The organism is Streptomyces sp. NPDC043738, assembly GCF_056436545.1.
This window is the reverse complement of record NZ_JBWKCJ010000009.1, coordinates 90013-109425: the sequence shown is the minus strand read 5'-3', so window position 1 is coordinate 109425 and position 19413 is coordinate 90013. Positions and strand designations below refer to the sequence as shown.

Below are 19413 nucleotides of genomic sequence, written 5' to 3'. Positions count from 1 at the left end.
CACCGCCGCCGGAAGGTCTTCCACTGCGCCGCCCGGGGAGACCGCATCGCTCCGGGAATCCGCCCTTTCGGCGCACGGTGCGGCGGCCGGCCGGCGAACCCCACCGGCCACCGCACCGCCGCGTCAGCTGCCCGCCAGCTCTGCCAGCACCGGTGCGAAGGCCTCCAGGAACGGGTCCAGGACGGTGATGTAGGAGAAGCCGAAGAGCTCACGGCGCTCCCGAAGTTGCTCGGCCATCTGCCGCGGCGTGCCGATCAGCAGCGTCGGGGCCTCCAGCGCCTGCTCCTCGTCCAGGCCGACGTCCAGCGCGGCGATCTCGCGGGCGGCGGCCCGCCGGTCGTCGGTGACCACGACCCGCTGCACGAGGATGTTCAGCTCGGCCGGCTCGGGGCGGTCTGCGGCGTACTCCCGGTACCGGGCGACCGAGGCGGCCAGCTCGTCGGCCGGCATCAGTTCCAGCTTCGCCTCCGGCTCGTCGCGCGCCGGGCGGCCGCCGGTGAACGCCGCGATCTCGGCGTGCCGCGCCGCCAGCCGCAGCATCCGCGGGCCGTTGCCACCGATCAGCAGCGGCGGCCGCGGCCGCTGGGCCGGCTGCGGCACATGCCCGGCATCGCCCAGAAGTCGGTCCAACTCCTCGATGGTGCGGGCGAGATGGTCCACCCGCTCGCCGGGCGAGTGCCAGGGCAGCCCGGCGGTCTCGTGCTCGGCACGCACGTACCCCGTGCCCAGGCCGAGTTCCAGCCGTCCGCCGGTCAGAGCATCCGTGGTGGCGACCTCGCGGGCCAGCAGCGCGGGGTTGAAGAACCCGGCGTTGAGGACGAAGGTGCCCACCCGCGGCCGTTCGGTCGCCTCCGCCGCGGCGACCAGCGCGGGGAACGGCGCCGGCATCCCCAGATGGTCCGGGACCAGCAGGACGTCGTAGCCCAACTGCTCCGCCCGGCGGCACTTCTCGCGCCATCCGGCGCCCGAGTCGATGGCGAGCATGTTGACACCGAAGCGGAACGGACGTGGCATGAGGCCCCCTTGAGGAACGCACGGCGTCTCGTGTGACCGGTCGCCGCCCATGCAACCATGATCGGCCCGAACACCGAAGGCCACAGGGCCCGTTGCCCGGTGACCACCGCCCTACCGGTCCGGTCCGGGCCCGGGCTGATCGTGGCCCGGCTGCGGGCGGATGCGCTGGACGACGTACCCGGCGGCGGCGACGGCCAGGAGCAGCGCGACCGTGCCGAGGGTGAAGGCCTCGAAGGCGAAGCGGGAGACTCCCCAGGTCGCCCGGAAGTCGTACGGAATGCCGACGAACGCCTCCAGGGTGCCGGGGAACAGCGCCACCCATGCGCCGAGCAGGATCCACGCGTAGACGAGCAGGTTCGCGAGGGCGAAGCCGGGGGTGCCGAAGGGGACCCGGTAGGGGCGGGGCACCTCGCGGTGGCGCAGCCGAAGCGCCAGCAGCGCGGGGATCACGGCGATGTAGGAGAGCAGCAGGGTGGTGATCGCGACGGTCAGCACCACGCCGAAGATCGCCGAGGCGTCTCCGCTCGCCAGGTTCATCGCGGCGGCCATGAACATGGTGGCGGTCACGCCCGACAGCAGATTCATCCGGACCGGAGTGCCCAGCCGGGCATGGAAGACGCCCAGGCCCCGGCTGAAGAACCCGCCGTCGGCGGCGGCCATCGCCTGCATCCGGTCCGCGACGATCATCCAGGCGCTGCCCTGCGTCACCAGCGCCACCACGAACAGCACGGCGACGAAGGTCAGCAGCGGCCCGCGCCAGCTCCCGTAGATCCCGAAGACCAGCCGTGCGGCATCCATGAACCCACCGACGCCGGTGACCCGCCCGGCCGGCGCGACACAGACGATGGCCAGGATCGGCAGCAGATAGCAGCAGGTGGCGATGGCTCCGGACAGCCCGATCGCGACCGGCACATCGCGCTGCGGATCGAGCATCTCGTCCCCCGCCGCATTGGGCGCCTCGAACCCCACGAACGCGAACAGCAGGACCGGCACCAGCGCCAGGAACCCGGCGCCGCTGGGGGAGAAGGCGGCGCTCTCCAGGCCCCGGAAGCCGTGCTGGACGCCGTACACCACCGCCGTGGCCGTGAAGAACGCCAGCGCCAGGACCTTGGCGCCGGCGCCGGCCGTGGTGATCCACTTGCCGCGGCGCAGCGAGACCACGGCGGTGAGAATGGCGGCCCAGATGAACACCAGCTTGAAGGCGTAGTCGGCCACCGTCCCCGAGCCGAGCGGAAAGACGAAGCCGTCCCAGGCCTCCGCCGCCACGAAGACCAGCGAACCGCCCAGCCACACGGGATTGGTGACCCAATAGAACATGGTGGTCAGCGCGGCCGCCAGCCGCCCGAACGCCACCTCCACCCAGACGTACGGGCCGCCCTCCTGCGGGAACGCGGCCCCGGTCTCGGCGAACATCAGGGCGTACGGCAGCAGGAACGCCACCGCGATCACGGCGATCCAGGTCACGGCCTGACCGCCGCCGGAGGCGATCTGCCCGATCACATCGAAGGAGATCACGGCGGCGACGCCCATGGCCATGATGTCGAAGCGGCGCAGACTGCGCTTCAGATGCGGGACGGGTGCGGGGACGGACACTGCGGTGGTCCTCCTGAGGGCCGAGCGGTCGCGGGCGGTCCGGTCAGTCGTCCGACATTCACATCGTGCGGCATCCGCTCCGGCGGCATCGGCAGCGGCACGCGGGAACGCGGGCACGCGGGCCACCCGCCCTCGCCGGGGACCGGCGGCGATGCTTGCCGGTGCTAGCGGATGCGCGCTAGCGTGGAGGTGTGGCGAAGACACAGCTGAACGTCCGGGTGGACGAGGCCACCGCCGAAGCGGCGCGGGAGCGCGCCCTGCAGCGGGGAGTGAGCATGAACCGCTATATCGAGGAACTCGTCCTCAAGGACGCCGGCGAGGTCGGCCAGACCTTCGTCGAGGCCGCCTCGGACTTCATGAAGCAGTACGAACGGGTCTTCGCCGAGGAATTCGGCCCGGAGACACGCGGTGCCCCCGGCCGTACGGCCCCCGCCGACAGCCGCGAAGGACTGCCGGGCACCACGTGAACCTGCGCATCGACCTCGCCTGGCTCCTGCTCATCGCCGAACAGCACACCCCCGGAGACCCCCAGGTCACCGACTGGGGCGCCCTGGTTGCCGCGGTCAGTCGGCACGAAGCCGAGATATTCGGCGTCCCCGTGTATCCCGAACCGCACGACCGCGCGGCCTGTCTGCTCCAACTCCTGCTCCACGTACCGGCCTTGGAGCGCTCCAACGCGATGTTCGCGACCGCCGTCGCGTATGGGTACCTCGTCGCCAGCGGCCTGAAGATCGCCACCTCCCCGGAACAGGTCCGCGAACTGGCCCGCCTGGTGAAGGACGGCACGGCGGATGTGCAGGCGATCGCGGAGGAACTGCGGGCCTGGACCGTCTAGCGTTTCGCTGCGCTTTGCTGCGGCCCACGTTGTCTGCTGGCCCGCCGTGGGGGTTTCGCTTGTCTTCGCCTGCGGCGGGCTGGTGCCGCTGCGCGGGGCGTTTACGGCAGCGGGTGCGGCCCTCCGGACTCCGTCCTGCGGTCCGCCCCCTCCCGTGAGTGGGGGAGAGGAGACCGGTGGGGCTGGAGGTCAGCGTTCGTGTGCCGGTAGTCGACGGACGGGGCCCGCCCCCACCGGCCTGTCTTCCCATCCACCCACGGGAGGGGACAGACCGTAGGACGGAGTCCGTAGGGCTGTCACCGCACCCGACAACACCACGCCCGCCGCAGGCGCCACGGCGAAGAACCACCACGGCGGGTAAGCCGAAGACAAACCCACACCCGCCGCTGGGGGCACCTCCCACGCCCTTAAGGCAGTGGGGGAGCAACGGCGAGCAACGCCCACGGCGGGAAAGCCGAAAACGTGGGAAGCAGCCCAAGCGCAGCGTCAGGGGCGCCGAGTCCCGTTCAGGCTCGGGGACAACCACCCCGGCGCCGCCGCGCGGAACGCGTCCGGGGGGAGTGTGCCGGAGCCCTCCGGGATGACGCCGAGCAGGGGGGCGCCCGCCGCGTCGGGGAGGTCTTCCAGGTTGCAGCGGGACGCCAGATCCGGCTCGGACGGCCAGCTGCCGACGACGACACCGGGGCTGTCGAGCCCGTGGGTGCGCAGCGCGAGTGCGGTCAGGGCGGTGGCGTTCAGGGTGCCCAGACCGGCCTGGACGACCACCAGGACGGGGGCCTGCGCCAGGCGCGCGGCGTCGGCCAGCGTGTGGCCGTCCGCGTCGAAGCGTACGAGCAGCCCGCCGGCGCCCTCGACCAGCACCAGGTCGTGCGAGGCGTCCAGCTTCGCGGCGGCCTCGGCGATCTCGTGCGGTCGCACCGGAGGCAGTCCGGCCCGAAGGGCCGCCGTAGCGGGCGCCAACGGGTCGGGGTAGCGGGCGAGTTCGAGGGTGGTGACCCGACCGGCCAGCCGCTCGACCTCCGCCGCATCGCCCGCCTCGTGTGCCGCGACGCCGGTCTGGGCCGGCTTGAGCACCGCCACCGAACGGCCCGCGGCGATCGCGGCCGCGGCGATCGCGGCCGTGGTCACGGTCTTGCCGATCTCCGTGCCCGTGCCGGACACGAAAAGCACTGACATCTCTGTGTTTCCTCTCAGCCCTCGCGCGCCGCCGCGCACACCGCGGCGCAGATGCGCGCCACATCGTCGTCACCGGTGATGTACGGCGGCATGGTGTAGATCAGATCGCGGAACGGGCGCAGCCAGACGCCCTCCCGGACCGCCGCCCGGGTCGCGGCCGTCATGTCCACCGGGTGGTCGAGCTGGACGACGCCGATCGCGCCGAGTACCCGTACCTCGCGCACCCCGGGGACGTCCTCCGCCGCCGCCAGCCCGTGCCGCAGTCCGGCCTCGATCCGCTTGACCTCCTGCGCCCAGTCCTGGGCCAGCAGCAGCTCGATCGAGGCGTCGGCGACGGCCGCGGCCAGCGGATTGCCCATGAAGGTGGGGCCGTGCGCCAGTACCGGCAGCTCGCCGCGCGAGATGCCGTCGGCGACGGCCGCCGTGCACAACGTCGCGGCCAGGGTGAGGTATCCGCCGGTCAGCGCCTTGCCGACGCACATCACATCGGGCGCGACGCCCGCGTGGTCCGCGGCGAAGAGGGCGCCCGTACGGCCGAAGCCGGTGGCGATCTCGTCGAACACGAGCAGGACGTCGTGCGCGTCGCAGGCCTCCCGCAGCACCCGCAGATACCCGGGGGAGTGGAACGACATTCCGCCCGCTCCCTGCACCACGGGCTCCACGATCACCGCCGCCAGCTCCTCGGCGTGCCGGCCGATCAGCTCGCGGAGGTGCGCCGCGTACGCCTCGTCGGGGGCGGCGTCGAAGCCGGCCGGCGGCGCGTCCGCGAAGATCTGCCGCGGCAGCACCCCCTGCCACAGCTCGTGCATGCCACCCTCCGGGTCGCATACCGACATCGGCTGCCAGGTGTCGCCGTGATAGCCGCCCCGCCAGGTCAACAGGCGCTGTTTGCGGGGCTTCTTGAGCGAGCGCCAGTACTGCAGGCACATCTTGACGGCGACCTCGACGGACACCGAACCGGAGTCGGCGAGGAAGACGTGCCGCAGCGGCTCCGGGGTGATGTCCACCAGCCGCTTGGCCAGCCGTACGGCGGGCTCGTGAGTGAGCCCGCCGAACATCACATGGCTCATCCGCTCCAGCTGGCCGCGTGCGGCGTCGTTGAGCACCGGGTGGTTGTAGCCGTGCACCGCCGACCACCAGGAGGACATGCCGTCGACCAACTCGTCTTGGCCCTCGACCGGTTCGGCCAGCCGCAGCCGGACCCCGGATGCCGACTCGACCAGCAGCGGCGCGTCCCGGCCGGGCATCGGCCCGTACGGATGCCACACGTGCTGCCGGTCGAGCGCGAGCAGCTCGCGGGGAGCGAGCGGCTCAGGCATTGGGCGGCAGGTCGGTACCGGCGCCGCGGCGGCGCACCGCGACCAGGTCGCGGCGGTTCTCGTCGGTCGGCGCGGGGACGGTGGCGGCGGGTGCCCCGGCGTCGGCGTCCGCGGTCCGCGCCGGCTCCGCGTCGTCGTCTCCGGGCTGCCTGCGGTGCTCGGGCAGCGTCGTGGTGTCCGTGCCCTCGACCTCGAACCCGGCGTCCTCGATCATCGCCAGATCGTCCTTGCCGGCCTGGCCCTCACTGGTCAGGTAGTCGCCGAGGAAGATGGAGTTGACCAGGTGCAGGGCCAGCGGCTGCAGGGTGCGCAGGTGGACCTCGCGGCCGCCGGCCAGTCGCACCTCGATGTCCGGGCAGACGAACCGGACCATCGCCAGGATGCGCAGCGCACGCTGCGGGGTGAGGTTCCACTCCTTGGCGAGCGGGGTGCCCTCGAAGGGGATCAGGAAGTTCACCGGGACGGAGTCGGGGTCCAGCTCACGGAGCGCGAAGACCACATCGACCAGGTCGGCGTCGCTCTCACCCATGCCGGCGATCAGCCCGGAGCAGGCGGACATGCCCGCCGCCTGGGCCTGCTGGACGGTCGAGACCCGGTCGGAGAAGTCGTGTGTGGTGCAGATGTCGCCGTAGGTGGCTTCTGAGGTGTTGAGGTTGTGGTTGTACGCATCGGCGCCCGCCGCGCGCAGCCGGCCTGCCTGGCCGTCGGAGAGCAGCCCGAGGCAGGCGCACACCTCCACACCCTCGTTCTGCTCCTTGATCGCGGAGATCGTCTCCGAGACCCGGTCCACGTCCCGGTCGGTGGGACCGCGGCCACTGGCCACCAGGCAGACCCGCTTGGCGCCGCCGGCCACTCCGGCGGCCGCCGCCTTGGAGGCCTCATCGGGCTTGAGCCAGGTGTACTTGAGGATCTCGGCCTTCGACCCCAGCCGCTGGGAGCAGTACGAGCAGTCCTCGGGGCACAGGCCCGACTTGAGGTTGACCAGATAGTTGAGCTTGACCCGCCGCCCGAACCACTGGCGGCGCACCTTTCCGGCCGCGGCCACGACATCGAGCAGTTCGTCATCGGAAGTCGCCAGCACGGCCAGCGCCTCTTCACGGGTCGGCAACTCGCGCCGCAGTCCCTTGTCCACCAATGTGTTCAGCAGGTCCATGGCGTTGATCCTGACGTACGCCACCGCCCCCGGCCAAGGAGGATTCCCACAACGAGCGGCGATCGGGGTGTGTGTATCGCCACACTGTGTGCGTGCGGAACGACCGCTAACGTCTATCGACAGCCCACAATCGAGGCCGAACGACTAAGGACGCCGATGCCGCAGGACTCCGCCCCGCCGCTGCTCCGCGACGCCCCGCCCGAGCCCCGTGCCGGGCACCCGGCCGCACCGTCCCGCAAGGCGTACCACACGGCCTTCGACTGGATCGACGCGGCACACGCCGAGCGTCAACGGGCCGGGCTCGTCCGCACCCTGCGCCCCCGGCCCGCCGACTCCCCGCTGCTCGACCTGGCCAGCAACGACTACCTCGGACTCGCCCGCCACCCCGAGGTCACCCACGGCGCGGCGGAGGCCGCGCACCGCTGGGGCGCGGGCGCGACCGGCTCGCGGCTGGTCACCGGCAGCACCGAGCTGCATGCCCTGCTGGAGACGGAACTCGCCGCGTTCTGCGGCTTCGAGGCCGCTTTGGTGCTGTCGTCCGGCTATGCCGCGAATCTCGCAGCCGTCACCGCACTCACCGCTCCCGGCACCCTGGTCGTCTCGGACGCGGGCAACCACGCCTCCCTCATCGACGGCTGCCGCCTGTCCCGGGCCCGTACCGAAGTCGCCCCGCACGCCGATCCCGAGGCCGTACGCACCGCGCTCACCGGCCACGACGGCCGGGCGCTGGCCGTCACCGACTCGGTGTTCTCGGTCGACGGCGACGCCGCACCGCTGCCCGCGCTCGCCGAGGCCTGCCGGACCAGGGGCGCCGCGCTGCTCGTCGACGACGCACACGGCCTCGGTGTCCTCGGTGACGGGGGCCGCGGGGCGCTGTCGGCGGCCGGACTGGCCGGTGACGGCGATGTGGTGGCCACGGTGACCCTCTCCAAGTCGCTCGGCTCGCAGGGCGGTGCGGTGCTCGGCCCGGCCCGGGTGATCGAGCACCTGGTCAACACCGCCCGCTCGTTCATCTTCGACACCGGCCTCGCCCCGGCGGCGGTCGGCGGCGCGCTCGCCGCGCTGCGGCTGCTGCGCCGCGAGCCGCAGCGCGCCACCCGCGCCGGACAGGTCGCCCGCGAGCTGCACGGCCGGCTGACCGCGGCGGGCCTGGCGGCCGTGCGGCCGGACGCCGCGGTGGTCTCGGTACGCGCCCCGTCGCCGGAGGCCGCGGTCCGCTGGGCCGCCGACTGCCGTGCCGCCGGCCTCGCGGTCGGCTGCTTCCGGCCGCCGTCGGTACCCGACGGGATCTCCCGGCTGCGGCTCACCGCTCGGGCGGATCTGACGGACCGCCAGATCGACCGGGCGGTCGGGACGATCGTGGCCACGGCGCCCACGGGCTGAGGCGACCGGCGGACGGCTGCCCGCGGGCCTCGCCACAGGGATCCCACGCGCATCAAATCCGGTCTCCCGTGGCAGAGTTCACCGCATCGAGCGACAGAAATCTGTATAAGTTGGTGGATCGAGCACCACACCGGCAGCATGGGTGGCAGTCTGGCGCACAGCAGAAGTCCGAGGCCGAATCGGTGTCCCGAGCGGCATCCCCAGCACCCTGGTCAGCGGACCGGAGCCGGCCTCGGTGGGAAAGGGACGGCGTCGCGATGGCAGACCACCAAGAATCGTCACTCACCCTGCCGAGCGCCCCGGACTCGGTCGTCCTCGCCCGCCGGCACACCCTGGCGGTGCTCGCCGAATGGGGCCTTCCAGGCGACACCGACACCGCCGACTCCGTCCGGCTGATCGTCTCCGAACTCGCCACCAACGCCGTTCAGCACACCTTGGGCCAGTCCCCGACCTTCACCGTCGAGCTGCGGCTCGACCGGGACGAGGTGCTGCGGGTCGGCGTCACCGACAGTCATCCGCGCCGGCCCCGCCGGCTGCCCGCCGCGGTCCAGCAGGACAACGGCCGGGGCATGGTCATCGTCCGCTGCCTCGCGGCGGAGGCCGGCGGCCGCCTCTCGGTCGTCCCCACCGATTCCGGCGGCAAGACGGTGTGGATCACGATGCCGTGGCAGGTCGCGGTCCGCTGACAGCGCGGAGCCGCATTGCAGGAACCTTTCGCTACGGGGTGCGGGACCCGGTGCCACGGCTCCCGCACCGGAACAGGTGCCCGGCGCCGCCGTGTGCCACCGTCAGGCCAGCAGCGCGGCGGCCTCCCGGCGCGCCTGGTGCAGCCAGGCCGCACGGCTCTCCTCGGCCGAGTCGGTGACGGTACGGAAGACGGCCCGGCGCACGTCCGTGACACCCACGTACGGCAGCACGCACGCCGCCCAGATCCGTTGCAGCGGGTCGCCGAACTCGCCCTCCTCGCGGTCGGCGGGGGTGTCGGAGGTGTTCAGGACGAGGGCCCGGCGGGCGGGCAGCAGCCCCGCGGGCTCCCCTTCCGCGGTACCCAGCTTGTAGGCGACGCCGGGTGCGAGGACCCGCTGCACCCAGCCCGTGAGGACCGCGGGCGGCATGCCCCACCAGTTCGGATGGATGAACACCAGGGAGTCGAGCGTGGCCACCTCCGCCCGGTGCAGCGAGACCTGCGAGTCCTGGGAGGCCGGCGCCGACCGGACCGTTTCGGTCTCCTCGGCGGAGAGCAGCGGTGCGAAGCCCTCCGCGCAGAGGTCGTGCGCGAGCACCTCGCACCCGCGCTCGCCCAGCTCCGCCACGACGGCGTCGAAGAGCGCGTGGTTGAAGCTGCCTGGGCGCGGGTGGGCAAGGTACACACCGATACGCATGGTTCGTCCCCCGGTCGAGATGAGCGGTCAGCGGCCGTCGGTCCATGGGGGCTCGGGTGCCTCCGCGCCCACTCGGCCGAGCGTCATTATCCGTGAGCGGTCGAACGGGCGGACGGTTTTCGGGATCATGCCGGTTCCTCGGCTGTCCCTCGGCGGTCTCGCGGCCGGTTCGCCGGCGTCGGCGATCCGAGGGAGGCCGGGGTGCACCGGGCCGGACGGGGCGGTACGGACATGCCCTACGGGGTGCCGGTGTGGCGGCTGAAGGCTCCGTGCAGCAGAGCGCGCAAGGTGTCCGCGGCGGGGGTGCCGCCGCCGGGGCGGTAGGCCACCGAGATCCGGCGGCGCAGCTCCGGCGGGTCCAGCCGGCGGACGCCCAGCGGGGTCATCGAGCCCTCCGCCATCATCTCCGGGACCACCGCCACCCCGAGTCCCGCGCTCACCAGAGCACACACCACCGCATAGCTCGGTGACTCGCAGCGCACCGCCACACTCGCCCCGGCAGCCGCCAGCGCCGCCTCCACCTCGCGCCGGTTGGGATTCGCCGGAGCCGTGCTGACCAACGGCTGACCGGCCAGTTCGGTCAGCGGCAGCCGTCCGGAGCCCGCTGTCAGGGCATGGCCCGGCGCGGTGACCAGTACCAGCTCCTCGGTCAGCAGGGGATCCAGCAGCACCCCCTCCGGCGGCGGCATCGCCGGACCCGGCACATACTCGTGCGTCAGCGCCAGATCGACCTCGCCCAGCGCCACCGCCCCGGTGGCCTGCGGTGGTACGTACTCCGTCACGCTCAGCTCCACATCGGGGTGCGCGCGTCGGAACGAGCTGAGCGCGGGCGGCAGCAGATGGGTGCCCGCCGTCATGAACGTGCCGATCCGCAGCCGCCCGCCGGACAGCCCCGTCAGCACGGACAGCTCGTGCCGGGCCTGCTCCAGCTCGTCGAGCACCCGCCGCGCGCGTACGAGCAGCAGCTCACCGGCCGCCGTCAGCCGGGCCCCGCGATGGTGGCGTACCAGCAGCGCGGCACCGGCCTCCCGTTCCAGCTTGGCGAGCTGCTGGGAGAGCGCGGGCGCGGTGTAGCCCAGCCGGGCGGCCGCCCGGGTGATCGAACCGGCCTCCGCCACCGCCACCAGCGCGGCCAGCCGCGTGGGGTCGTACATCACCACCTCTTTAGGCCCCCCAAGAAGATTGTCCATACCCAGGAAAGGCTCTGGCCAGCGAAGCTGCTCCCATGGACGGACAACTGGTCGCCTTCACCGGAGTCGCCGCGGGCATGGTCACCATGCCGGGCGCGGACTTCGCGGTCGTGGTGCGCAACGCCCTCGACTCGCGCCGGGCGGGGGTGGCGACCGCCGTCGGGGTCGCGGGCGGGCTCTTGGTGCACACCGCGCTGGCCGTCGCCGGGCTCGCCGCGGTGCTGGTCGCCGTGCCCGGGCTCTTCGGCGCCGTCCAACTCCTCGGCGGCGGCTATCTGCTGTACCTGGGAGGGCGCGCGCTGATCGCGGCCCGTCGCCCGAGGGCCGCCGACGCGGCGCCGCCGACCGGCCCGGACGCCGATGCCGCCGGCGTCGCGCCCTGCGCCGGTGCCCGCCCGGCCGCCCTGCTGGGCGCCGCGCAAGGACTGCGCCAGGGCTTCTTTACCAACGCGCTCAATCCCAAGGCCCCCGTGCTCTTCCTCAGCCTGCTGCCGCAGTTCGTACCGGCGGGCCAGCCGGCGCTGCCCCGTACGCTGCTGCTGGCCACGATGGTTGTCGTGCTGGCGCTGGTGTGGTTCCCCGCCGTCGCACTGCTCGTCGACCGACTGGGTACCTGGCTGCGCCGCCCGCAGGTCGCCCGCGTCCTGGAAGCCGTCACCGGCGCACTGCTCAGCGCCCTGGGCGGCATCCTGCTCGTCGAGCTGCTGGTCGGCTGAGGTGAGTGCGCCGGCCCAGTGGGGCGTGCGCGGGCCCGGCCGAGGTCCGGGTGGGCCGGCGGACTTCAGCCGCGGCCGCCGTACGGCACCATCAGCACCTCGGCGCCCACCGGCACGAACCCGGCTGCGAGTATCCCGCGCACACTGCGGGCGTTACCGGGCGCGACCTGTGCCCACAGCAGCTCACCGGCCGGAAGGAGATGCCGGGCGGCCTGCGCCAGCCTGCGGCCCAGACCGCGCCCCTGGCCGCCGGCGTCCACCTCGACGGCCAGCTCCCAGCGGCCGGCCACACCGCGGCCGATGACCACCGTCCCGCCGTCGGCGGTCGTCCAAGCCCGCACCTCGTCGCGGTGGCGCAGCGCGCGGGTTATCCGCGGATGGCTCCGGTCCGTCGTCTCCACCAGCTCCAGCGGCGGTGGACCGGGCAGGGCTCCGGCGACCGTCGTCATGTCGATGTTGTTGGCCTCGCGCCCCACCCGCTCGCCCAGAGCGGTCAGAAACGGCGGGCTGAGCGGCCCGGCGAGATCGCCGGGCGCTATCCGCTCATGGACCCATGCGGGCTCCACGTCCGCGAACACCACGGCATGACAGGTGAAGGACGCCACGCCGATGTCGCGCGGGGACGGCTGGGGCAGCACCGTCACCGATCCGTCCGCGGGCGGGAAGCTTCCGCGTGCCGCGGCCGCCAGCAGCTTGCTCAAGTGCCAGGTCACCCCGTCAAACTACCGAGCCGCACTGACAATTGACCAAGCGTAAGGCGAAGCCCCAGGTCAGCTCACTCGCCCATAGGAGACCGCGGTGCTGAAGATCCTCGCCAGCCGCACCACGTCGCCGGTCTTGGGCGCATGCCACATCCGGTCGCGGCCCGCGTAGATGCCGACGTGGTAGACGCCGCGGGCCGAGTGGAAGAACACCAGGTCCCCGCGTCTTCGGGAGGAGGCCGGGACGTGCCGGGTCTGGTCGTACTGCGCGGCGGCGCTGCGTGGCAGGGCCCGGCCGACGCGTTTGAACGAATACAGCGTCAGCCCCGAGCAGTCGAAGCGGTACGGCCCCTCCGCGCCGAACTCGTAGGGGGAACCCTGCTTGGAGGCCGCGACCCGCACCGCATGCGCGGCGACGGACGCGGCCTCGGCGTCGGTGGTCGCCCCCGGGGCGAGGGTGGTGGCGCCGAGGGTGACCATCGTCAGAGCGGAGACGGTGGCGGCGCGGGCCAGCAGATGCGGCGTATGCGTGCGCACGGTCATGCGCGAACCCTTCGTCAGCCGCCTGCGAAGGAAGACCTGTCGGGTTCGGGCAGGCGAAGATGCCCGGCCGTGCGTACGGCTTCACCCCAAGGAGTCCGTCGGCCGTGCAGGCCCGGACCCCGTCTAGCTCGGGTCCTCCGCTCCCGCCGGTCCACACCGTCGACCGGACATCCGGTACGGCGGCGGGATTAGGCGCCCGTCCGGACCGCCCCGTCGCTGTGGCGGGGTCTTGTCGTCGAAGGGATCGTCACGCACCCACCACCCGAATTCCGAGCTGAAAATGCCGTATGTGAGATGGGTCACATTTAGACCGAATAGGGGGAATTGTTCCTTCAGGTGGCGGGGTGCCCAGTGTCGCGGTCCCGGGACCTGGGGCGAAACATGGAGACCGGAGGAATTCTCTCCGCCCCGCGCAATTCGTCACCTCCTCGCAAAAGCCGTGGACGCTACGCCGTCCGAGCAGCCCGGGTTGGGCGTGTCGGGTCAGCGCTCCCCGGGCGGCACGGTGACCAGTTGGGCCCGGCGCTCACCGTCCAGGACCCGCAGCGCCCGGGCGAGCGTGTCGTGGTGCAGCTCGCTCTCGCCTCTGTCATGCATCAGCGTCAGGGCGTCCCGCAGCCCGGTGGCCTTGCTGACGAGCGCCTGCGCGGCCCGCAGGCCGCTGTAGGTGTGGCCGCCGCGGGCCGGGTTGATGCGGCCCAGCAGGTCGAGCACCTCCAGGTAACGGTCGATCAGTTCGCCTTCGGCGCGGGTGAGGGCGGGCAGTGGCGGTGGCTCCGGTGGCAGCATCCGGCTCACCGCGTGACGGGCTGGAGGGCCGACTGCTTGCGGTTGCGGGTGAGCCCGTCGATCAGTCCGTACGCCTGGGCGGCCGGGGCGTCGAAGATCTTGTCGCGCTCGATGTCGGTGGCGATCCGCTCGGGGGTCTGCCCGGTGTGCCGCGCCAGCATCTCCACCAGCATGTCGCGGCCGCGCAGCATCTCCTCCGCCTGGATCTGCAGGTCGGTGGCCTGCCCCTGGATGGGTTCGGCCAGCGACGGCTGGTGGATCAGCACCCGGGCGCCGGGCAGCGCCAGCCGCTTGCCGGGGGCGCCGGCGGCCAGCAGTACCGCGGCGGCGGACGCGGCCTGCCCCAGGCACACCGTCGCCACGTCGCACGACACGAAGCGCATCGTGTCGTAGATGGCGGTCATCGCGGTGAGGGAGCCGCCGGGGGAGTTGATGTAGAGCGAGATGTCCTGCTCCGGCGCGGCGTGTTCGAGGTGGATGAGCTGCGCCATGACGTCGTTGGCGGAGGCGTCGTCCACCGGGGTGCCCAAGAAGATGATGCGCTCGCTGAGCAGCTTGGAGTACGGGTCCATGGTGCGCGTCCCCTGGGAGGTGCGCTCGGTGAACTCGGGCAGGACGTAGCGAGCCGTGGGTCGCAGCATGACTGCTCCTCTCTTCCGTAAAAAATGTACAGGATGTACATCCCGTTAGAATGGCAGCATGGCCTACAAAATTCCGGTGACGCAAGCCCGAGCCGAGCTCGCCGATCTGATCAACCGCGTCGTCTATGGCGGTGAACGGGTGGTCGTCACCCGGCACGGCAAGCCGCTGGTGGCGCTGGTATCCGCCGCTGACCTGCAGCTTCTCGAAGAGCTGGGGCGGCGTGAGCAGGGCGGGGAGGAGGAGCAGGTGATCAGTACGGTCTCCACCGTCCGCCAGCTGCCGTCCGCTCCGGGCGAACGGCGGCGCTTCGGCATCGCCGCAGAACACCGCGACCCGGCCGCCGGGGATCGGCGACCGGGTCGGGAGAGGTGACCGGTCGGTCGGCGCCGACCTTTCAGGAGGGCGCTGACCGTACGTCAGGAGGACCGGTTCAGGAGCTGAGCTCCCAGATGGCGTGGGCGATGGCGTCGGTGTTGTTGTCCAGCGCCTTCTCGTCGATGTTCTTCGAGGTGTCGCAGGACTGGTGGTAGCAGGCGTCGAACGCCTTGCCCGCCTCGCCGCCCCAGTTCTTCGCCTGCTCCTCGGTCTTGATGTAGTCCGCGCCGGAGAAGAGGCCGCCGACCGGGACGCCCGCGTCCTTGAAGGCGGCGTGGTCCGACCTGCCGTCGCCCTCGGTCTCCTTCTCGGTGGCGAGGTTCTTGGTGGCGAAGAAGTCCTTGAAGACCTTCTCCAGGCGGGTGTCGTCGTCGTAGACGAAGTAGCCCGGGTTCGGCGAGCCGATCATGTCGAAGTTCAGGTACGAGTCGAGCTTCGACTTGCCCGCGCCGAGGGTGTCGACATAGTGGCTCGAGCCGACCATGCCGTCCTCTTCGTCGCCCCACCAGCCGAACCGCAGGTGCTTGGTGGGCTTGAGGTCCGCCTTGGCGACCGCGAGCGCGACCTCCAGGATCCCGGCCGAACCGGAACCGTTGTCGTTGATGCCGGGGCCCGCGTCGACCGAGTCCAGGTGGGCGCCGGCCATCACGGTCTTGCCCTCGTCGCCGCCGGGCCAGTCGGCGACGAGGTTGTAGCCCTTGGCGCCGTTGTTGTCGAACTCCTGGACCTCGGTGGTGAATCCGGCCTGGTCCAGCTTGCCCTTGACGTAGTCGATGGAGGCCTTGTAGCCCGGCTGTCCGTGGGCGCGGTTGCCGCCGTTGGCGTCGGCGATCGACTGGAGCTGGTCCAGATGGGCCTGGACGGCCTTGACGTCGATGTCGGGGGCGGCCGCCGGCGCGGGGTCGGCGTGGGCGCCGGTCGCGACGAAGAGGGTGGCGGCCAGGGCGGTGGCGGTGCCGGTGGCCAGCGCGACCCGACGTATTCGTGCAGAACGAGACACTGTGTGGCTCCGATACTGGTGTGGGGGGTTGGTGCGGAGCGTTTTGACGCGCACATGAGGATCGCGATCACCGCGGAGATCGTCAAGAGCGCATATCGGACAGGTGTGTTCGCGTAGCGGAGCGTGTCCCTTTTGTTGTGATAGCGGGGAATTGGGGCTGCGATGGGTCGTCCGTTTCGTGCGGCGGAGGCACCTTCGGGGTACGGAATTCGCCACTCGATTCCGCGTACGGTCAAGGGGGTGCTGTCCTTGCCGCGATCGCGGGACAGCGGTTGCCGCGCCGTAACGGGCGCGAAGACCTCGTGTTACACGGGGCGTACGACGAGGCGCTGACGTGCCCCTGGTTGTAACGTCGCCGAAATCCCGCCGAACTAGCCTCCGGGTGTGGGGCGCTTGATGGCCAAGTGCTGGAAGTCGGTTTGCTCCTCCTTTAAATGCTGCGTGGTACACCTAACCCGTGGGTGTGCTCACGCCCGTGACCTGGGCTTACGCGTCCGGGCGGGAAGACTGTGAGGTGGAACGTATGCAACTGACCCCGCATGAACAGGAACGCCTGATGATTCATGTGGCGGCAGACGTGGCCGAAAAGCGCCGTTCCCGGGGGTTGAAACTCAACCACCCGGAGTCGATCGCGCTGCTGACCGTGCACATCCTCGAAGGGGCCCGGGACGGCCGCACCGTCGCCGAGCTGATGTCCTCCGGCCGCAAGGTCCTCACCCGCGACGAGGTGATGGAGGGCGTGCCCGAGATGATCCACGATGTCCAGGTCGAGGCCACCTTCCCGGACGGCACCAAGCTCGTCACCGTCCACGAACCCATCAACTGACGGCGGGAGAGCAGCAGATGATCCCGGGACAGGTCCTCCACGCCGATGAGCCGGTGCGCCTCAACGAAGGCCTCCCGCTCACCCGCCTGACGGTCCTCAACGCCGCCGACCGCCCCGTGCAGGTCGGCTCCCACTACCACTTCGCCGAGGCCAACCCCGGCCTCGACTTCGACCGCGCGGCCGCGCACGGCAAGCGGCTGAACGTCGCGGCCGGCTCCGCCGTGCGCTTCGAGCCCGGCATTCCCACCGAGGTCGAACTCGTGCCCATCGGGGGCAAGCGGATCGTCGAGGGCCTGCGGGGCGAGACCGGAGGCACTCTCGATGGCTGAGCTGACCCGCCAGGCGTACGCCGATCTCTTCGGCCCGACCGCCGGCGACCGGATCCGGCTGGCCGACACCGACCTGGTCATCGAGATCACCGAGGACCGTTCGGGCGGACCCGGACGAGCCGGTGACGAGGCGGTCTTCGGCGGCGGCAAGGTAATCCGTGAGTCGATGGGCCAGTCCCGCGCCACCCGGGCCGAGGGCACCCCCGACACCGTGATCACCGGGGCCGTCGTGCTCGACCACTGGGGCATCGTCAAGGCCGACGTCGGCATCCGCGACGGCAGGATCGTCGCGCTCGGCAAGGCCGGCAACCCCGACACGATGGACGGCGTCCACCCCGACCTCGTGATCGGCCCCGAGACCGAGGTCATCGCCGGCAACGGCAAGATCCTCACGGCCGGCGCCATCGACACCCACGTCCACTTCATCTGCCCCCAGCAGGCGGACGAGGCGCTGGCCTCCGGCGTCACCACGATGGTCGGCGGCGGCACCGGGCCGGCGGAGGGGAGCAAGGCCACCACCATCACCCCGGGCGCCTGGCACATCGCCCGGATGTTCGAGTCGATGGACTCCCTGCCCGTCAACGTCGGGCTGCTCGGCAAGGGCAACACCACGTCCATGGCCTCGATGCGCGACCAGCTGCGGGCCGGCGTCCTCGGCTTCAAGATCCACGAGGACTGGGGGGCCACCCCGGCCGTCATCGACGCCTGTCTGAACGTCTGCGAGGAGAGCGGCGCCCAGCTCGCGATCCACACCGACACCCTCAACGAGGCCGGCTTCCTCGGCGACACCCTGGCCGCCATCGCCGGCCGCTCGATCCACGCCTTCCACGTCGAAGGCGCCGGCGGCGGCCACGCCCCCGACATGATCGCCATGGTCTCCGAGCCGAACGTGCTGCCCGCGTCCACCAACCCCACCCGGCCGCACACCGTCAACACCGTCGAGGAGCACCTCGACATGCTGATGGTCTGCCACCACCTCAACCCCGCCGTCCCCGAGGACCTGGCCTTCGCCGAATCCCGGATCCGCCCCTCCACGATCGCGGCCGAGGACATCCTGCACGACCTCGGCGCGATCTCGATCATGTCCTCCGACGCCCAGGCCATGGGCCGGATCGGCGAGGTCGTGCTGCGCACCTGGCAGACCGCGCACGTCATGAAGCGGCGCCGGGGAGCCCTGCCCGGCGACGGCGGCGCGGACAACCACCGGGCCCGCCGCTATGTCGCCAAGTACACCATCAACGCGGCCATCGCCCAGGGCATCGACCACCTCGTCGGCTCCGTCGAGGACGGCAAGCTCGCCGACCTCGTCCTGTGGGACCCGGCGTTCTTCGGCGTCAAGCCGCAGCTGGTCATCAAGGGCGGCCAGATCGCCTATGCGCAGATGGGCGACGCCAACGCCTCCATCCCCACCCCGCAGCCCGTCCTGCCCCGCCCGATGTTCGGCGCCACCGGCCGGGCCCCGGGCAGCAACTCGGTCAACTTCGTCTCCCAGCAGGCGATCGAGGACGGCCTCTCCGAGCGCCTGGCGCTCGCCAAGCCGTACGAGGCGATCCGCAGCACCCGGGGCGTCACCAAGGCCGACATGCGCAACAACGACGCCCTGCCGCGCGTCCATGTCGACCCCGACCGCTTCACGGTGACCATCGACGGCGAAGTGGTCGAACCCGCTCCCGCCGCCGAACTCCCCATGGCCCAGCGGTACTTCCTCTTCTGAGCGCCGCGATGAACGAACCGGGGCAGCACACCCGAAACACACTGGAGCGGCGCCGATGAGCCGGGCGGCGCTGCTGATCCTCGCCGACGGACGGTTCCCGGCCGGTGGGCACGCCCACTCGGGCGGCGCCGAACCGGCCGTCACGGCGGGACGCATCAAGGACGCCGCGAGCCTTGCGAGCTTCTGCCGGGGGCGGCTGCACACCGCGGGCCTGGTCGCGGCGGCGCTGTCCGCCGCGGCGGCCGCCGGGCACGACCCGCTCGCGCTGGACGACGCGGCCGACGCCCGCACACCGGTGCCCGCGCTGCGGACCACCGCCCGCAAGCTGGGGCGGCAGATGATGCGGGCCGCCCGCGCCACCTGGCCGTCACCCGAACTCGACGCGCTGGCGGCGGCCCGGCCACGGGGCGCACACCAGCCCGTCGTGCTGGGGCTGGCCGCGCGGTCGGCCGGGCTGGAGCCGCTGGACGCCGCGTACGCGGTGGCGTACGAGAACGTCAGCGGCCCGGCCACCGCGGCCGTCCGCCTGCTGAGCCTGGACCCCTTCGACGCCACCGCGGTGCTCGCCCACCTGGCCGCCGACCTCGATCAGGTCGCCGGCCGGGCGGCCGAGGCGGCACGGCGGGTGCGCGCCGAAGGGGTCGACGCGCTGCCCGCCGCCTCCGCGCCACTGCTGGACATCACCGCCCAGCAGCACGCCGCCTGGCCGGTACGCCTCTTCGCCTCCTGAGCA

General features: G+C 72.0%; 22 protein-coding genes and 1 riboswitch. Of the genes, 10 read left to right on the top strand and 12 right to left on the bottom strand.

Annotation, left to right across the window (positions count from 1 at the left end; translation table 11 throughout):
* Positions 1-123: 123 nt before the first annotated feature.
* Positions 124-1014 (bottom strand): TIGR03621 family F420-dependent LLM class oxidoreductase, encoded by an 891-nt coding sequence (locus tag AC0680_RS14960; RefSeq protein ID WP_478628314.1) that lies wholly within the window; start codon positions 1012-1014, stop codon positions 124-126.
* A 111-nt stretch (positions 1015-1125) separates the two neighbouring features.
* On the bottom strand, positions 1126-2607 hold the full coding sequence (locus tag AC0680_RS14955) for an APC family permease (RefSeq protein WP_478628312.1): 1482 nt from the start codon (positions 2605-2607) through the stop codon (positions 1126-1128).
* 191 nt (positions 2608-2798) lie between these two features.
* On the opposite strand from AC0680_RS14955, the gene AC0680_RS14950 reads away from it, so the two are divergent.
* Together AC0680_RS14950 and AC0680_RS14945 are read left to right on the top strand one after the other, a co-directional pair.
* Positions 2799-3074 (top strand): toxin-antitoxin system HicB family antitoxin, encoded by a 276-nt coding sequence (locus AC0680_RS14950; protein ID WP_384435780.1) that lies wholly within the window; start codon positions 2799-2801, stop codon positions 3072-3074.
* Positions 3071-3442: a fic family toxin-antitoxin system, toxin component gene (locus AC0680_RS14945; protein WP_478628310.1), complete on the top strand. Its 372-nt coding sequence runs from the start codon at positions 3071-3073 to the stop codon at positions 3440-3442. Before AC0680_RS14950 ends, AC0680_RS14945 begins: the two co-directional genes overlap by 4 nt.
* 486 nt (positions 3443-3928) lie before the next feature.
* On the opposite strand, the gene bioD is transcribed toward AC0680_RS14945, so the two are convergent.
* The 3 genes from bioD to bioB are packed head-to-tail and all read right to left on the bottom strand — an operon-like array spanning position 3929 to position 7090.
* The gene (bioD, locus tag AC0680_RS14940; protein ID WP_478628308.1) at positions 3929-4618 is read right to left on the bottom strand and encodes a dethiobiotin synthase; all 690 of its coding nucleotides are present in this window, start codon (positions 4616-4618) and stop codon (positions 3929-3931) included.
* Between the two features lie 14 nt (positions 4619-4632).
* The gene (locus AC0680_RS14935; protein ID WP_478628307.1) at positions 4633-5937 is read right to left on the bottom strand and encodes an adenosylmethionine--8-amino-7-oxononanoate transaminase; all 1305 of its coding nucleotides are present in this window, start codon (positions 5935-5937) and stop codon (positions 4633-4635) included.
* The gene (bioB, locus tag AC0680_RS14930; RefSeq protein WP_478628305.1) at positions 5930-7090 is read right to left on the bottom strand and encodes a biotin synthase BioB; all 1161 of its coding nucleotides are present in this window, start codon (positions 7088-7090) and stop codon (positions 5930-5932) included. The genes AC0680_RS14935 and bioB overlap by 8 nt, the downstream gene beginning before the upstream one ends.
* Positions 7091-7246: 156 nt before the next feature.
* Between bioB and AC0680_RS14925 the strand changes: the two genes are divergently transcribed.
* Positions 7247-8473, top strand: coding sequence for an 8-amino-7-oxononanoate synthase (locus AC0680_RS14925; RefSeq protein ID WP_478628303.1), 1227 nt, complete (start codon positions 7247-7249; stop codon positions 8471-8473).
* A 257-nt stretch (positions 8474-8730) separates the two neighbouring features.
* Positions 8731-9159 carry an ATP-binding protein gene (locus tag AC0680_RS14920; RefSeq protein WP_478628301.1) on the top strand — a complete coding sequence of 143 codons (429 nt, stop codon included), beginning with the start codon at positions 8731-8733 and terminating at the stop codon, positions 9157-9159.
* Between the two features lie 102 nt (positions 9160-9261).
* Here AC0680_RS14920 and AC0680_RS14915 read toward each other — a convergent pair whose 3' ends face one another.
* Both AC0680_RS14915 and AC0680_RS14910 read right to left on the bottom strand, forming a co-directional pair.
* Positions 9262-9855: an NAD(P)H-dependent oxidoreductase gene (locus AC0680_RS14915; protein WP_478628299.1), complete on the bottom strand. Its 594-nt coding sequence runs from the start codon at positions 9853-9855 to the stop codon at positions 9262-9264.
* 236 nt (positions 9856-10091) lie between these two features.
* Positions 10092-11009, bottom strand: coding sequence for a LysR family transcriptional regulator (locus AC0680_RS14910; protein ID WP_478628296.1), 918 nt, complete (start codon positions 11007-11009; stop codon positions 10092-10094).
* A gap of 71 nt (positions 11010-11080) precedes the next feature.
* Between AC0680_RS14910 and AC0680_RS14905 the strand changes: the two genes are divergently transcribed.
* Complete coding sequence (locus tag AC0680_RS14905) at positions 11081-11761, top strand: LysE family translocator (protein ID WP_478628294.1); 681 nt, start codon at positions 11081-11083, stop codon at positions 11759-11761.
* Positions 11762-11826: 65 nt separating this feature from the next.
* On the opposite strand, the gene AC0680_RS14900 is transcribed toward AC0680_RS14905, so the two are convergent.
* The 4 genes from AC0680_RS14900 to AC0680_RS14885 form a co-directional block, all read right to left on the bottom strand.
* Positions 11827-12474: a GNAT family N-acetyltransferase gene (locus AC0680_RS14900; protein ID WP_478628292.1), complete on the bottom strand. Its 648-nt coding sequence runs from the start codon at positions 12472-12474 to the stop codon at positions 11827-11829.
* A 57-nt stretch (positions 12475-12531) separates the two neighbouring features.
* Positions 12532-13005 (bottom strand): C40 family peptidase, encoded by a 474-nt coding sequence (locus AC0680_RS14895; RefSeq protein WP_478628290.1) that lies wholly within the window; start codon positions 13003-13005, stop codon positions 12532-12534.
* A gap of 4 nt (positions 13006-13009) precedes the next feature.
* Positions 13010-13197, bottom strand: a riboswitch (cyclic di-AMP (ydaO/yuaA leader).
* Between the two features lie 291 nt (positions 13198-13488).
* A complete protein-coding gene (locus tag AC0680_RS14890; protein ID WP_478628288.1) occupies positions 13489-13794 on the bottom strand; it encodes a hypothetical protein in 306 nt (101 codons plus the stop codon).
* A gap of 5 nt (positions 13795-13799) precedes the next feature.
* On the bottom strand, positions 13800-14435 hold the full coding sequence (locus tag AC0680_RS14885; RefSeq protein WP_478628287.1) for an ATP-dependent Clp protease proteolytic subunit: 636 nt from the start codon (positions 14433-14435) through the stop codon (positions 13800-13802).
* Positions 14436-14493: 58 nt separating this feature from the next.
* Here AC0680_RS14885 and AC0680_RS14880 point away from each other — a divergent pair, with 58 nt between their 5' ends.
* Entirely contained in the window at positions 14494-14808 is a 315-nt protein-coding gene (locus AC0680_RS14880; RefSeq protein WP_478628284.1) for a type II toxin-antitoxin system Phd/YefM family antitoxin, read from the top strand.
* Positions 14809-14866: 58 nt separating this feature from the next.
* Here the strand turns inward: AC0680_RS14880 and AC0680_RS14875 are convergent, their stop codons facing one another.
* Positions 14867-15811 (bottom strand): M28 family metallopeptidase, encoded by a 945-nt coding sequence (locus tag AC0680_RS14875; protein WP_478628282.1) that lies wholly within the window; start codon positions 15809-15811, stop codon positions 14867-14869.
* Between the two features lie 523 nt (positions 15812-16334).
* Between AC0680_RS14875 and AC0680_RS14870 the strand changes: the two genes are divergently transcribed.
* From AC0680_RS14870 to AC0680_RS14855, 4 genes are read left to right on the top strand one after another with little or no spacing between them, the layout of a single operon-like run.
* Positions 16335-16637, top strand: a complete 303-nt coding sequence (locus AC0680_RS14870; RefSeq protein ID WP_360957481.1) for an urease subunit gamma — start codon at positions 16335-16337, stop codon at positions 16635-16637.
* A 17-nt stretch (positions 16638-16654) separates the two neighbouring features.
* Entirely contained in the window at positions 16655-16966 is a 312-nt protein-coding gene (locus AC0680_RS14865) for an urease subunit beta (protein ID WP_478628279.1), read from the top strand.
* Positions 16959-18680 (top strand): urease subunit alpha, encoded by a 1722-nt coding sequence (locus AC0680_RS14860; protein WP_478628277.1) that lies wholly within the window; start codon positions 16959-16961, stop codon positions 18678-18680. The genes AC0680_RS14865 and AC0680_RS14860 overlap by 8 nt, the downstream gene beginning before the upstream one ends.
* Positions 18681-18735: 55 nt before the next feature.
* Positions 18736-19410 (top strand): urease accessory protein UreF, encoded by a 675-nt coding sequence (locus tag AC0680_RS14855; RefSeq protein WP_478628275.1) that lies wholly within the window; start codon positions 18736-18738, stop codon positions 19408-19410.
* Positions 19411-19413 lie beyond the last annotated feature (3 nt).

Bases quoted from the DNA above. Each gene is read 5' to 3' on its own strand.
- AC0680_RS14960 (WP_478628314.1), bottom strand. From the start codon at position 1,014: ATGCCACGTCCGTTCCGCTTCGGTGTCAACATGCTCGCCATCGACTCG.
- bioD (WP_478628308.1), bottom strand. From the start codon at position 4,618: ATGTCAGTGCTTTTCGTGTCCGGCACGGGCACGGAGATCGGCAAGACC.
- AC0680_RS14935 (WP_478628307.1), bottom strand. From the start codon at position 5,937: ATGCCTGAGCCGCTCGCTCCCCGCGAGCTGCTCGCGCTCGACCGGCAG.
- bioB (WP_478628305.1), bottom strand. From the start codon at position 7,090: ATGGACCTGCTGAACACATTGGTGGACAAGGGACTGCGGCGCGAGTTG.
- AC0680_RS14925 (WP_478628303.1), top strand. From the start codon at position 7,247: ATGCCGCAGGACTCCGCCCCGCCGCTGCTCCGCGACGCCCCGCCCGAG.
- AC0680_RS14920 (WP_478628301.1), top strand. From the start codon at position 8,731: ATGGCAGACCACCAAGAATCGTCACTCACCCTGCCGAGCGCCCCGGAC.
- AC0680_RS14915 (WP_478628299.1), bottom strand. From the start codon at position 9,855: ATGCGTATCGGTGTGTACCTTGCCCACCCGCGCCCAGGCAGCTTCAAC.
- AC0680_RS14910 (WP_478628296.1), bottom strand. From the start codon at position 11,009: ATGTACGACCCCACGCGGCTGGCCGCGCTGGTGGCGGTGGCGGAGGCC.
- AC0680_RS14905 (WP_478628294.1), top strand. From the start codon at position 11,081: ATGGACGGACAACTGGTCGCCTTCACCGGAGTCGCCGCGGGCATGGTC.
- AC0680_RS14895 (WP_478628290.1), bottom strand. From the start codon at position 13,005: ATGACCGTGCGCACGCATACGCCGCATCTGCTGGCCCGCGCCGCCACC.
- AC0680_RS14890 (WP_478628288.1), bottom strand. From the start codon at position 13,794: ATGCTGCCACCGGAGCCACCGCCACTGCCCGCCCTCACCCGCGCCGAA.
- AC0680_RS14885 (WP_478628287.1), bottom strand. From the start codon at position 14,435: ATGCTGCGACCCACGGCTCGCTACGTCCTGCCCGAGTTCACCGAGCGC.
- AC0680_RS14880 (WP_478628284.1), top strand. From the start codon at position 14,494: ATGGCCTACAAAATTCCGGTGACGCAAGCCCGAGCCGAGCTCGCCGAT.
- AC0680_RS14870 (WP_360957481.1), top strand. From the start codon at position 16,335: ATGCAACTGACCCCGCATGAACAGGAACGCCTGATGATTCATGTGGCG.
- AC0680_RS14865 (WP_478628279.1), top strand. From the start codon at position 16,655: ATGATCCCGGGACAGGTCCTCCACGCCGATGAGCCGGTGCGCCTCAAC.
- AC0680_RS14860 (WP_478628277.1), top strand. From the start codon at position 16,959: ATGGCTGAGCTGACCCGCCAGGCGTACGCCGATCTCTTCGGCCCGACC.
- AC0680_RS14855 (WP_478628275.1), top strand. From the start codon at position 18,736: ATGAGCCGGGCGGCGCTGCTGATCCTCGCCGACGGACGGTTCCCGGCC.